The 13,268-nt window shown below is 35.3% G+C and carries 17 protein-coding genes and 1 other annotated feature; all 17 genes read left to right on the forward strand.

Annotation, left to right across the window (positions count from 1 at the left end):
* Window positions 1-2: 2 nt before the first annotated feature.
* The 17 genes from H8909_RS04230 to ruvB all read left to right on the forward strand — a co-directional run bounded on the left by H8909_RS04230 (window position 3) and on the right by ruvB (window position 13,265).
* Window positions 3-257 carry a KH domain-containing protein gene (locus H8909_RS04230; RefSeq protein ID WP_006504719.1) on the forward strand — a complete coding sequence of 85 codons (255 nt, stop codon included), beginning with the start codon at window positions 3-5 and terminating at the stop codon, window positions 255-257.
* A 35-nt stretch (window positions 258-292) separates the two neighbouring features.
* Entirely contained in the window at window positions 293-796 is a 504-nt protein-coding gene (gene rimM / locus H8909_RS04235; protein ID WP_187011970.1) for a ribosome maturation factor RimM, read from the forward strand.
* Window positions 786-1,502 carry a tRNA (guanosine(37)-N1)-methyltransferase TrmD gene (trmD, locus tag H8909_RS04240; RefSeq protein ID WP_187011971.1) on the forward strand — a complete coding sequence of 239 codons (717 nt, stop codon included), beginning with the start codon at window positions 786-788 and terminating at the stop codon, window positions 1,500-1,502. Before rimM ends, trmD begins: the two co-directional genes overlap by 11 nt.
* Window positions 1,503-1,617: 115 nt before the next feature.
* On the forward strand, window positions 1,618-1,965 hold the full coding sequence (gene rplS, locus H8909_RS04245) for a 50S ribosomal protein L19 (protein ID WP_117459905.1): 348 nt from the start codon (window positions 1,618-1,620) through the stop codon (window positions 1,963-1,965).
* A gap of 36 nt (window positions 1,966-2,001) precedes the next feature.
* Window positions 2,002-2,529 (forward strand): signal peptidase I, encoded by a 528-nt coding sequence (gene lepB, locus H8909_RS04250; protein WP_187011972.1) that lies wholly within the window; start codon window positions 2,002-2,004, stop codon window positions 2,527-2,529.
* Between the two features lie 10 nt (window positions 2,530-2,539).
* Entirely contained in the window at window positions 2,540-3,400 is an 861-nt protein-coding gene (ylqF, locus tag H8909_RS04255; RefSeq protein WP_187011973.1) for a ribosome biogenesis GTPase YlqF, read from the forward strand.
* Window positions 3,393-4,028 carry a ribonuclease HII gene (rnhB, locus tag H8909_RS04260; protein ID WP_187011974.1) on the forward strand — a complete coding sequence of 212 codons (636 nt, stop codon included), beginning with the start codon at window positions 3,393-3,395 and terminating at the stop codon, window positions 4,026-4,028. The genes ylqF and rnhB overlap by 8 nt, the downstream gene beginning before the upstream one ends.
* A gap of 65 nt (window positions 4,029-4,093) precedes the next feature.
* Window positions 4,094-4,843: a DNA-processing protein DprA gene (gene dprA, locus H8909_RS04265; RefSeq protein ID WP_187011975.1), complete on the forward strand. Its 750-nt coding sequence runs from the start codon at window positions 4,094-4,096 to the stop codon at window positions 4,841-4,843.
* 84 nt (window positions 4,844-4,927) lie between these two features.
* Window positions 4,928-7,012 (forward strand): type I DNA topoisomerase, encoded by a 2,085-nt coding sequence (gene topA / locus H8909_RS04270; RefSeq protein WP_238928214.1) that lies wholly within the window; start codon window positions 4,928-4,930, stop codon window positions 7,010-7,012.
* 41 nt (window positions 7,013-7,053) lie between these two features.
* Window positions 7,054-8,346: a methylenetetrahydrofolate--tRNA-(uracil(54)-C(5))-methyltransferase (FADH(2)-oxidizing) TrmFO gene (trmFO, locus tag H8909_RS04275; protein ID WP_187011977.1), complete on the forward strand. Its 1,293-nt coding sequence runs from the start codon at window positions 7,054-7,056 to the stop codon at window positions 8,344-8,346.
* Entirely contained in the window at window positions 8,339-9,271 is a 933-nt protein-coding gene (gene xerA, locus H8909_RS04280; RefSeq protein ID WP_187011978.1) for a site-specific tyrosine recombinase/integron integrase, read from the forward strand. The genes trmFO and xerA overlap by 8 nt, the downstream gene beginning before the upstream one ends.
* A gap of 22 nt (window positions 9,272-9,293) precedes the next feature.
* Window positions 9,294-9,364, forward strand: a sequence feature (ribosomal protein L21 leader region).
* Window positions 9,365-9,384: 20 nt separating this feature from the next.
* The gene (gene rplU, locus H8909_RS04285; RefSeq protein WP_022425803.1) at window positions 9,385-9,693 is read left to right on the forward strand and encodes a 50S ribosomal protein L21; all 309 of its coding nucleotides are present in this window, start codon (window positions 9,385-9,387) and stop codon (window positions 9,691-9,693) included.
* Complete coding sequence (locus H8909_RS04290) at window positions 9,693-10,013, forward strand: ribosomal-processing cysteine protease Prp (RefSeq protein WP_022425802.1); 321 nt, start codon at window positions 9,693-9,695, stop codon at window positions 10,011-10,013. Before rplU ends, H8909_RS04290 begins: the two co-directional genes overlap by 1 nt.
* Window positions 10,014-10,017: 4 nt before the next feature.
* Window positions 10,018-10,299: a 50S ribosomal protein L27 gene (gene rpmA, locus H8909_RS04295; protein WP_022425801.1), complete on the forward strand. Its 282-nt coding sequence runs from the start codon at window positions 10,018-10,020 to the stop codon at window positions 10,297-10,299.
* A 50-nt stretch (window positions 10,300-10,349) separates the two neighbouring features.
* Window positions 10,350-11,627 carry a GTPase ObgE gene (gene obgE / locus H8909_RS04300; RefSeq protein ID WP_055233442.1) on the forward strand — a complete coding sequence of 426 codons (1,278 nt, stop codon included), beginning with the start codon at window positions 10,350-10,352 and terminating at the stop codon, window positions 11,625-11,627.
* Between the two features lie 69 nt (window positions 11,628-11,696).
* Window positions 11,697-12,257: a Holliday junction branch migration protein RuvA gene (ruvA, locus tag H8909_RS04305; RefSeq protein WP_117459034.1), complete on the forward strand. Its 561-nt coding sequence runs from the start codon at window positions 11,697-11,699 to the stop codon at window positions 12,255-12,257.
* A 15-nt stretch (window positions 12,258-12,272) separates the two neighbouring features.
* Window positions 12,273-13,265, forward strand: coding sequence for a Holliday junction branch migration DNA helicase RuvB (gene ruvB, locus H8909_RS04310; protein WP_117459035.1), 993 nt, complete (start codon window positions 12,273-12,275; stop codon window positions 13,263-13,265).
* Window positions 13,266-13,268 lie beyond the last annotated feature (3 nt).

Raw genomic sequence — 13,268 nt, forward strand, 5'->3', positions numbered from 1 at the left:
TTATGGATTACGTTAAGGCATTACAGGACATCTGTCTTGAACTTGTCAATGATCGTGATAAGTTAGAGGTTAGAGAAATGCCTTCATTAGATGATAATGCGATTGTTCTATATGTTTATGCATCACACGATGATATTTCTAAGTTAATTGGTAGAAAAGGTGTTATGGCTAATTCTATCAGACAGCTTATGTCTGTAAGTACACGCGGTATGCATAAGAGATTAGATATCAAATTTGAATCATATGGTGAGGAATAAAGGAAGTGTACACTTCCTTTTTTTTGGAGGTACAAATGGAACTTGTAGAAATTGGTAAAATCATTAATACATTTGGAATCAAGGGTGATTTAAAGATTGCTTCTTCAACTGATTTTGGAGAACAGCGCTTTGCCCCTGGCAGCCATATTCTTGTCAAAACACCAAGAGAATATCTTGATTTTGAAATCAGTAAGCATTATATCCATAAAGGTTTTGATATGATTGCATTTAAAGGCTATGCAGATATTAATGAAGTAGAAAAGTATAAGGGATGTATTTGTTATGCCCCTAAGGATACTTCTTTACTACCTGAAGGCATGCATTATATTTCTGATATTGTGGATTGTGAAGTTTATAATAATGGTACTTATATTGGTAAGGTGACTGATGTATATCAGGGTGCACAGGCTATTATTGGTGTAGATGTAAATGGTAAGAAGGTTATGATTCCTTATATTGATGCTTTTGTAAAGAATAAGGATATTGAACATAAGCGTATTGATGTCTCATTGATTGGAGGCTTCTTAGATGAAGATTGATGTTCTTTCATTATTTCCAGAGATGTTTGAAGGATTCTTGACAACATCTATTATTAAAAGAGCTATTGATAGTGGTCATGTAGAAGTAAAAATTCATGATTTTAGAGAATTTGCGACAGATCGTCATAAGAGTGTAGATGATACACCTTATGGTGGTGGACAGGGCATGGTGCTTATGTGTAAGCCTTTATTAGATTGTTTAAAGACAGTAGTCACAAAGGATTCACTTGTTATTTTAATGAGCCCTCAGGGTATGACACATCATCAGGCTTATGCTGAAGAATTAGCCCTTAATCAGAAACATATCGTGATCATCTGTGGTCATTATGAAGGCTTTGATGAACGTATTCGTGATTATGTAGATGTAGAACTTTCTATTGGTGATTATGTACTTACAGGTGGAGAACTTGGTGCGATGGTAGTGATGGATAGTGTGATCCGTTTACTTCATGGAGTAATCACTCAGGCAAGTCATGAAGATGATTCATTCTCTAATGGATTATTAGAATATCCTCAATATACAAGACCTTATGAATATGAAGGCAGTAAAGTTCCTGATGTCCTCATAAGTGGTCATCATGAAAATATTCGTAAATGGCGTTTAAAGGAATCATTACGTAAAACTATGATTAAACGTCCTGATTTATTAGAAAAACGCTCATTTACAGAAGAAGAATTAGAAATTCTAAAAGAATTAAAAAAGTAATTGATTTATAAAAAAGACAGTGCTATAATAGCCAAGTCGTAAGACACAGAAGTTCCGCTGGTTATATATACGAATGAGCTTCCAAGACTAAATTTGTGTAGGAGGAAATGTTATAATGAACATGCAGTTAGTAAATGAAATTACTAAGAGCCAGATCAAGACTGATGTACCTCAGTTCAAAGCTGGTGACACTTTAAAAGTATTTGTAAAGATCCAGGAAGGTAATAAGACTCGTCTTCAGATGTTCGAAGGTGTTTGTATTGCTAAAAAGGGTTGCGGTATTGGTGAAACTTTCACTGTTAGAAAGATTTCTTACGGTGTAGGTGTTGAAAGAGTATTCCCAGTAAACTCTCCAATCATCGATCATATCGAAGTAGCTAAGGTTGGTAAAGTACGTAGAGCTAAATTACATTACTTACGTGGATTATCTGGTAAAGCTGCTAGAATTAAAGAAATTCGATAAGAGAATGGGGGCTTACCCCATTCTTTTTTCTATATTATGTATAAATTAAAGAAGCTATGTTTACCTGGTCTAGTGACTCTTATATTATGCTTATTTACTTTTATTGTTCTTCCTGTAAAGGTAAAAGGAACATCAATGATGCCTACTATTCATGATGGAGATTTTATCTTAATGACTGGAATTACATCACATAAGCAGATACACCGTTTTGATATCGTTGATGTACGCAGCGCAGCATTAAAAGAAGATATCATTAAACGAGTGATAGGACTGCCAGGAGAAGAAATCAGCTATAAGAATGATCATTTATATATTGATGGTAAACTTGTAGAAGAACCATTTTTCAAACTTTCTTTTATACAGAAAGAAAAAAGAGAATTAGGTCTCACACAATATACAAGAGATTTTAAAATCAAGTTAAAGCATCATGAATATTTTGTTTTAGGGGATAACCGTCCTTTATCCTATGATTCAAGATATTTTGGACCTATTCATATAGAAGATATTCGTGCTAAAAATGGATATATCATTTATCCTATAAAACATATTAAGAGTAATGATTAAGGAGGAAATTATGGTAAAACAGATTCAGTGGTATCCAGGGCATATGGCTAAAGCCCAAAGAGAAATCGAAAGTAAAGTTAAGTTAGTAGATATTGTGATTGAACTTGTGGATGCACGAGCTCCTTTTTCAACACATAATCCAGAACTTGATTATATGATTAAAAATAAGCCACGCCTCTATATTCTTACAAAGAAAGATTTAGCTGATCCTAAGGCAACAGATGCATTAATTGCAGAATTTAAAAGACAGGGCCATAGTGCTATTGCGGTTGACTTAAAGAACTTCAAGGAAGAAAAGAAAATCGTTAATTTGTGCCGTTATCAGTTAAAAGAAAAGCATGAAAAAGAAGCGGCTAGAGGATTAAAACCCAAACCTATTCGTGCTCTTGTTGCAGGTATTCCAAATGTAGGTAAATCTACTTTTATTAATAAGATTGCGAAAAGAAAAGCTGCTGCAGTAGGAAATAAACCAGGTGTTACTAAGTCTCAGCAGATTATTCGTGTTGATAAGGATTTTGAACTTTTTGATACACCAGGTGTTCTAGAACCTAAGTTTACAGATATCAATAAAGCGATGAATGTCGCATTATGTGGCTCTATTAAGATGGAAATACTTCCTCTTGATGATCTCTTTATTCATGCAATTGGTTATCTCGCAAAACATTATCCAGAAAAGTTGAAGGAACGTTATAATTTGACTATTGATTTAGATTCTGATTGGGTATTACCAGTTTATGATCATATTTCAGATTATCGTCATATTAAGAAATTAAGAGGCGAAACAGATTATGACCGTGTTCAGGAAACGTTCTTTAATGACTTAAAGAATGCCTCTCTAGGAAGAATTACTTGGGAGTTAAGTGATGAATAATCAGGAACGTTTAAAATACGAAAATGAAGCCAGGACTGCTGGTTATTCTAGAATATTAGGTGTCGATGAAGCAGGTAGAGGTCCTATGGCTGGGCCACTTGTTGTAGGTGGTGTCATCTTTCCTGAGGATTTCTATGATGAACGTATTAATGACTCAAAGAAGCTCACAGAAAAGAAAAGAGAAGCACTCTATGACCTCATTATAGAGAATGCGCTTGCTTATCAAATAGAGGTTTTATCAGTAGAAGAAGTAGATACACTGAATGTCTATGAAGCCTCTCGTACAGGTATGAAACGTATTGTAGAATCATTAGAACCTGATTTTACATTAAGCGATGCAATGCCTTTAGGAGATATTCCACATCTTTCTATTATTAAAGGAGATGCAAAAAGTTTATCTATTGGAGCAGCAAGTATTCTTGCAAAAGTGACTCGAGACCGCATTATGAAGGAATATGGTAAACAATATCCAGAATATGGCTTTGAAAAACATAAGGGTTATGTCACTAAGGCACATAAGGAAGCATTAGAAAAATATGGTGTGACTCCAATACATCGTAAATCTTTTGCGCCAGTACAAAAAGTACTGAATGAACAATTATCATTTGATTTTGAAGAGAAAGATTAAATATCTTTCTCTTTTTTGAGAAAAGAAGCCTCTTACAGGGAATAGATATAGTAGGAGGTGATTGTGTGGAAGATATTCTACTTTATTTTTCATTGAAGTATCATGGACAGTTTGATTTGATTTATAAGGCATTAGAACGTAAAGAACGTGTAGATGAATCATTAAAGAAAGAACTTTTTGCGACAATTAAGTGCTCTTATACGACTATTATTAGTGATGATTATCCACAGCATCTTAAGTTCATCAACTGTCCTCCATTTGTGCTCTATTATTATGGATCTTTATCATTGTTAGATAATGAATGTATCGGTGTAATTGGTAAGAGAGACTGCAGTGAGTATGGTGTCCAGGCGACACGTATTCTTGTGGAAAATCTTGTAAAACAGGGACTTGTGATTGTATCAGGCATGGCTAAAGGAATAGATGGTGTGGGCCATCGTACGGCTTTAAAAACTAATGGTCATACAGTGGCAGTACTTGGAAGTGGAATTGATTATCCCTACCCACCAATGAATAAGGAACTCTATGATCAATTAAAAAACGAACTTATTATTAGTGAATATCCAGGTCTTACCCCGCCTAGAAAGGACTATTTCCCTAAACGCAATCGTATTATAGCCGGACTCTCACAGAAACTTCTTGTCACCGAAGCAGATATTAAAAGTGGCACAATGATTACAGTTGGTTTTGCCCTAGAACAAGGCAAGGATGTCTTTGCGGTTCCAGGACGTATATATGACTGCAAAGGCTGTAATTCATTGATCCAGCAGGGCGCAAAGCTAGTTATGAGTGTAGAAGATATCTTAGAAGAATAGGGAGCGTTTCGCTTCTTATTCTCACTAATATGTTGACAAAATAAAAAAATCCCATATTATAATGTGATGAAGGAGGTTAGATGTATGAGTCATTTAGTTATTGTCGAATCACCATCTAAATCTAAAACAATTAGTAAATACTTAAGCGATGATTTTGTAGTTAAATCATCAAAAGGACATATCAGAGACCTGGCTATTTCTGGTAAAGGCGGCTTAGGTGTAGATATAGAAAATGAGTTTGCCCCTCATTATGTTATTAGTAAAGATAAGAAAGATGTTGTAAAAGAATTAAAAGCATGTGCTAAAAAAGCAGATGATGTTTATCTCGCAACCGATCCGGACCGTGAAGGGGAAGCCATCTCATGGCATTTAGCAGAAGTATTAGGATTAGATCCTGAAACTACAAAGAGAGTAGAATTCCACGAAGTGACTAAGAATGCAGTCACAAATGCGATTGAAAATCCACGTAGGATTGATATGGATTTAGTCCATTCGCAAGAAACAAGACGTGTTCTAGATAGAATTATTGGGTTTAAGCTTTCTAAACTACTACAGAAGAAGATTAAATCTAAGTCTGCGGGACGTGTACAGTCAGTTGCATTAAGATTGATCTGTGAAAGAGAAGCAGAAATTGATGCATTCGTACCAGAAGAATTTTGGAAGATCGATGCTGAATTTGAAAAGGATAATATTCCTTTCAAGGCAGAACTTACAAAACATAAGACTAAGAAATTAGAAATCCATAATGGTGAAGAAGCACAGGCTATTTATGATGCACTAGGTTCAACTTTTACTGTTGAAAAGATTAAAAAGACAACAAAGAAAAGAAATTCTTATGCACCATTTATTACTTCAACACTTCAACAGGAAGCATCTAGTAAATTAGGATTTAAGGCAAGACGTACTATGTCCATTGCTCAGAAATTATATGAAGGGATTGATATCGGTACTGAAACTGTCGGTTTGATTACTTATATGAGAACTGACTCTATCCGTTTATCACCAGAATTCACTTCTGCTGCTATGGATTATATTGAAAAGACATATGGTAAAGAATATGTGGGAAGCATTAAGGTGTCTAAAAAGACTGAAAATGTACAGGATGCCCATGAAGCCATCCGTCCTACAAGTATTGAACGTACACCAGAAAGTATTAAACAATATCTTACACAGGAACAATATAAGCTTTATTCGTTGATCTATGCCCGTGCACTTGCTTCACTCATGGCACCAAGCCAGTCTGCAAGTACATCTTTAGTATTAGACAACAATGATTATAAGTTTAATGCATCAGGCTCTATCTTAAAGTTTGATGGTTGGTTAAAGGTTTATGGTGAATATGATAAGAGTAAAAATGAATTACTCCCAGATATGAGTGAAAATGAAGAAATTGACGCTAAAAAGATCAATAAGGAACAACATTTCACTACACCACCAGCACGTTATACAGAAGCAAAACTTATTAAGGCAATGGAAGAATTAGGTATTGGTCGTCCTTCTACTTATGCCACTATTATTGATACAATTCAGACTAGAGAATATGTCATTTTAGAAAAGAAAACATTCAAGCCTACTGAATCAGGTCTTTTGACTAATAAGAAACTTCTTGAATATTTTGATTCAATTATCAATGTAGACTATACTGCAAAGATGGAAAATGAGCTTGATGAAATTGCGAAGGGTCAGGATACTTATGTTCATGCTTTAACTGAATTTGAACAAGTATTTGAACCACTATTAGAAAAAGCCTATGATGGTATGGAAAAGATTGAACCACAAAAAACAGGAGAAAAATGTCCTGAGTGTGGTGGAGATCTTGTTGTTAGAAAAGGAAGATTTGGAGAATTTGTAGCCTGCTCTAATTATCCAGAATGCAAATATGTTAAGGCTGATGAAAATAAGATCAATGAAGAAACAGGTGAGACATGTCCTCAATGTGGTTCTCCTATGATCTATAAAATGGGTCGTTTTGGACGCTTTGAAGCATGTTCTAATTACCCTAAATGTAAATATATCAAGCCTCAGAAGCTTGAAGAGACAGGTGAAACATGTCCTAACTGTGGCAGTCCAGTTGTATGGAAAAAGGGTCGTTTTGGTCCATTTAAAGCCTGCTCGAATTATCCAAAGTGTAAAACAATTATTAAAGAAAAGAAAAAGAAAGAAGAATAATGAACTGCCCATGCAGTTCATTTTCTTTATTGGAGGAAAATATGATTAAGGAAGTAAATGTCGTAGGTGGAGGTTTGGCTGGTGTCGAAGCGACTTATCAGCTTATTAAAGAAGGTATTCCTGTACATTTATATGAAATGAGACCAGTGAAAAAGACTGATGTTCATAAGACAAGTGATTTTGCGGAGCTTGTATGTTCTAATTCATTACGTGCAGATGGTTTAAAGAATGCGGTTGGTGTATTAAAACAGGAAATGACAATGAATGATAGCTTGATTGTCAAGATGGCAAGAGACCATGCCGTACCTGCAGGAGGATCTTTGGCAGTCGATCGTGAAGGTTTTTCTCATGCAGTGACAGAATTTATTGAAAATCATCCTTTGGTCACTGTACACCGTGAAGAAGTGACAAAAATACCTGAAGGACCTACTATTATTGCCTCAGGACCTTTGACAAGTGATGCACTCGCAAAAGAAATTATGAATTTAATGGGTAATCAGGATTATTTTTATTTCTATGATGCAGCAGCTCCTATTGTCACAAAAGAATCTATTGATTTTAATAAAGCCTTTTATAAATCACGTTATGATAAGGGTGATGGAGAATATATCAACTGTCCAATGACTAAAGAAGAATTTGATGCTTTCTATGATGCACTGATTAATGCGGAAGTTGTTAAGCCTCATGATTTTGAAGAAAAGTTCTTTGAAGGCTGTATGCCTTTTGAGGAAATTGCGAGAAGAGGTAAACAGACATTACTTTTTGGCCCAATGAAACCAGTAGGACTAGAAAAGGATGGTCAGCGTTTTGAAGCAGTTGTTCAGTTAAGACAGGATAATGCGGTTGGGTCTCTCTATAATATTGTAGGATTCCAGACACATTTAAAATGGGGTGAACAGGACCGTATTATTCATATGATTCCAGGACTAGAAAATGCCTCTATTGTCCGTTATGGTATTATGCATCGTAACTGTTACTTTAATTCACCTACATATTTAAATCCTACATATCAGTTCAAGAATCGTGAAGATTTATTCTTTGCAGGTCAGATGACTGGTGTAGAAGGATATGTGGAATCTGCTCAGAGTGGTATTGTGGCTGGTAAGAATATGGTGAGATATTTAAAGGGAGAAGAATTACTAGTCTATCCTAGAGAAACAGTTATGGGATCTCTCGCTTATTATATTACTCATGCTTCTCCTAGTGATTTCCAGCCAATGAAGGCTAACTTTGGAATTCTTCCTGATTTAGAAGGTAAAGTGAAGAAAAAAGAAAAGAAAGAAAAATATGCACAACGTGCATTAGAAAAGATGGAAGAATTCATTCATGGATGAGAAGAAAACTTTTCTTCACTATCTTAAATATCAAAAGAACTACTCTGTACTTACTTTAGAATCTTATGATAGAGAATTAACTGATTTTCTTTTATTTATAGGTAAAGAAAGTATTTCTTTACAGGAAGTAGATTACTATGTTATTCAGAATTATTTGATTCATTTAAATGAGAAGCACTTATCTCATACTACAATCAATCATTATTTGAGTTCTTTAAGATCTTTCTTTAAATACTTATGTAAACAGGAGATAGTTTCTTCTAATCCTTTCACACAGGTTCATTCATTAAAGACAGGTAGTAGAAACCCTGATTTTCTTTATGTAGATGAAATGATGGGGTATCTAGACTCAATTGATACGCATACATCTTTAGGCGTAAGAAATAAGGCTCTTCTAGAACTTATGTATGCATCAGGACTTCGTGTAAGTGAAGTTGTCTCATTACGTTTATCTCAGGTTGATTTTAATAGACAAATGATTAGAGTGCTTGGTAAAGGAAGCAAAGAAAGAGAAGTGCCATTTCATGATTATGCAAAGAAATGGTTACTAGAATATATAGATAATGATCGATTAAGCATTATGAATGAATATCATGAAACACATGATTATGTATTTGTGAATAGAAGAGGAAAAAAGCTAACAAATAGGGGAGTAGAAAATATTATCGATCGTACAATGTATCTCTATGATCCTTTACGTAAGATTCATCCTCATACGATACGTCATTCTTTTGCGACTCATTTACTTGATGCAGGAATGGATATCCGTGTTGTACAGGAATTATTGGGCCATTCCTCTTTATCAACAACTCAGATTTATACCCATGTATCCCAAGAACACTTAAGAGAAGTGTATAATCGTACATGTCCTCGACAAGAATTTAAGAAAATTGAAAAAAATATTGACGATAAGGGTAATAAATGATATTATAATCAGCGTTGTAGACCTCTGACTACAACCGCACATAAAAGGTATTAAATGCAAGTGCTGCCTTGGTTGGCGAGTCTAAGAGAAAAAAATATGAAGGAGGTACACTGATGTACGCAATTATTGAAACTGGTGGAAAACAGTTAAAGGTTGAAGCTGGAGATACTATTTTTGTAGAAAAGTTAGATGTTGAAGAAGGCACTGAATACACTTTCGAAAAGGTTCTTTTAGTTGGTGATAATGGTGTTAAAGTTGGTCATCCTTATGTAGAAGGTGCTAAGGTTACTGCAACTGTTGAAAAACAGGGTAAGGAAAAGAAGATCACTGTATTCAAGTATAAGCCAAAGAAGCATTATCATAAGAAACAGGGTCATAGACAGCCTTATACTAAGCTAACAATCAAAGAAATCAACGCTTAATGACTCACGTAGATGTCGTTTACCATGCAGGTCAGATTCAATCAATTAAGGTTGAAGGACATGCTGGTCAAGATGAATATGGTAAAGATCTTGCATGTGCTGGTATCAGTACCGCAGTGGTAGGTATTTACAATATGCTTGAAGCTAAAGGCTTCATGAAAGATGGCAATCTTGCCAATGTTGAGAGTGGTTACTCTTATTTCGAGATATTCAATAATCGTGAAGATTATCAGATTATTCTAGAAACTTTATTAAAAATTCTAGAAACTGTTGAATACTCATATGAACAATATGTTAAAATTAACACTAGGGAGGTATAATACTATGTTAAAGTTAGATTTACAGTTATTCGCTTCTAAAAAGGGTGTAGGTTCTACTAAGAACGGTCGTGACTCTGAATCAAAGCGTTTAGGTGCTAAGCTTTCTGATGGACAGACTTGCACAGCTGGTTCAATTATTTATAGACAGAGAGGTACTAAGGTTCATCCTGGTACTAATGTTGGTAAAGGTGGAGACGATACTTTATTCGCTAAAGTTGATGGTGTCGTTAAATACGAAAGACTTGGTAAAAACAAGAAACAGGTATCTGTTTACCCAGTAGCTTAATCTCAAGAATCCCCCATGGGATTCTTTTTTTAAAGAAAGAAGGTGGATACATGAAATTTATTGATCGCGTTAAGATTTATGTTCAAGCAGGTACTGGAGGTAATGGTACAGTTGCTTTCAGACGTGAAGCGCATGTTCCAAAGGGAGGTCCATCTGGAGGAGATGGAGGTCGTGGCGGAAGTGTTATCTTCGTTGCAACAAACTCATTATCAACTTTATTAGATTTAAGATATTATCGTGAATACAAGGCTCAAAATGGTGAAAAAGGTCATGCTAAAAAGATGCATGGTGCTGATGCTGATGATTTAGTCATCAGAGTACCAGTAGGAACTTGTGTCTATGATGACGATACAGGCAACATTATTGCCGACCTTACAAAGGATGGTCAGCGTGCTGTAATCGCAAAAGGTGGCCGTGGTGGTCGTGGGAATGCAAGATTCGCTTCATCACGCAACCCAGCACCTAAAATCTGTGAAAATGGTGAACCGGGTGAAAAATTCAACCTAAGAGTAGAATTAAAACTACTTGCAGATGTTGGATTAGTAGGATTCCCAAGTGTTGGTAAGTCTACTTTATTATCTGTTGTTTCAAAAGCAAGACCACAGATTGCTGATTATCACTTTACTACTATTGTGCCTAATTTAGGTGTTGTACAGGTTAAGGATGGTCGTTCATTTGTTATGGCTGACCTACCTGGTCTTATTGAAGGTGCATCACAGGGTAAAGGTTTAGGTCATCAGTTCTTAAGACATATCGAAAGATGTCGTGTTATTGTTCATATTATTGATATGAGCGGTAGCGAAGGCAGAGATCCATATGAAGATTATGTCACTATTAATAAAGAATTAGGTGAATATGAATATCGCTTATTAGAAAGACCACAGATTATTGTGGCTAATAAGATGGATGGTGATGAAGCAGAAGAAAACTTAAAGAAATTCAAGGAAAAGCTTGGAGATCAGAAAGTATTCCCAATCATTGCACCTATCCATGAAGGTATCGATGCTGTTCTTTATGCAGTTGCTGATGCATTAGAAACTGCTCCAGACTTCTTTAATCAGGAAGAAGAACAGGAAAGTGTTCTTTATACTTATAAGGAAGAAGAAAAACCATTCACTATCCATAATAAAGGTAATGGTGTATGGGAAGTTACTGGTAAGAAGGTTGAAAGACTTGTGCAGATGGCATCATTTACTACAGATGACGGCTTCCAGAGATTCGCATTACAGATCCGTAATATGGGTATCGATGATGCATTAAGAGAAGCAGGCTGTGAAGATGGCGATACTGTACGCCTATATGACTTCGAATTTGAATTTTATAATTAATACCATTTCTAGAAATGGTATTTTTTTTTGACATATGATAGAATTAGGAAATGCGTAAAGGAGATTTTTATGTATAGTTATATCAAAGGAATCATTGCAGATTTGTATTCAGATCATATTGTCATAGATAATCATGGAATAGGCTATGAAGTACATGTATCCAACCCCTATAATTTTAAAAAGGGTGATGATGCAACAGTCTATATCTATCAGCAGGTCAAAGAAGATGATATTACTTTATTTGGCTTTAAGAAAAAAGAAGAAAAAGAATTATTTCAGAAGCTTATTCTTGTAAAAGGAATAGGCTGTAAGACAGCTATTGGTATTCTTGCGACAGGTGAGATTGATGCGATTATTGATGCGATAGAAGGTAAAAATACAACTTATTTAAAGAAGATACCAGGTATTGGACCTAAAGCAGCACAGCAGATCATTCTTGACTTGCATGGTAAGTTTGATAAACGTGCAATGAAGCCTCTTGGTTCTCCAGATTATGAAGAAGCCACTGAAGTATTAATCGCATTAGGCTATAAACAAAATGATGTAGAAAAAGCAATGAAAGTATTATCTAGTGAAAATCTAGACACTAATGGTTATGTAAAACGTGCATTAGCTTTATTAACACAATAATGAAAGGAGAATCTTATGGATCGTGATATTTTAGATACAAATGAACATATCGAAGATGAAGAAAGTTCTTTAAGACCGTCTTCTTTTGATGAATATGTCGGTCAGCATGATTTAAAAGAAAACCTTCGTGTCTTTGTCGGTGCTGCAAAGATGCGTGATGAAACACTTGATCATGTTTTATTCTATGGTCCTCCAGGACTAGGTAAAACCACAATGTCGATGATTATTGCGAATGAAATGGGAACGCATATCAAGATTACAACAGGACCTTCTATTGAAAAAACAGGTGATCTCGTTGCATTACTTACATCTCTTGAACCAGGGGATGTACTCTTTATCGATGAAATTCATCGTTTAAATAAAGTCGTAGAAGAAATACTATATCCTGCAATGGAAGATTTCTGTGTAGATGTTATGATTGGTAAAGATGCGACAACACGTTCTGTACGTATTGATTTACCTCCTTTCACATTAGTAGGAGCGACAACACGTGCAGGAGATATTTCTGCTCCATTACGTGACCGTTTTGGTATTGTGGCTAAACTTGATTATTATAAGGATGAAGAACTCCGAGATATTATTTCTCGTACAAGTAAAGTCTATGGTATGACAATGGAAGAAGAAGCTAAAATGGAACTTGCAAGACGTTCAAGAGGAACACCACGTATTGCGAATAGACTCTTTAGACGTGTCAGAGACTTTGCTCAGTTCTATGGTGATGAAATCATTACTAAAGACCGTACAATGCAGGCATTGGACCGTTTAAAAGTAGATAATCTAGGACTAGATGATGTCGATCATAAATACTTACTAGGTATCATCAATCGTTTCCAAGGCGGCCCTGTAGGATTAGAAGCACTTGCTGCAAGCATTGGTGAAGAAAGAATGACATTAGAAGATGTCTATGAACCTTACTTACTACAAAAAGGCTTGATTAAACGTACTTCAAGAGGCAGAATTGCGACAGATCTTGCTTATAGGCATTTTCATATTACAAGAGAGAATTAATTT

Source organism: Catenibacterium faecis (assembly GCF_014306455.1).
Lineage (GTDB): Bacteria > Bacillota_I > Bacilli_A > Erysipelotrichales > Coprobacillaceae > Catenibacterium > Catenibacterium mitsuoka_A.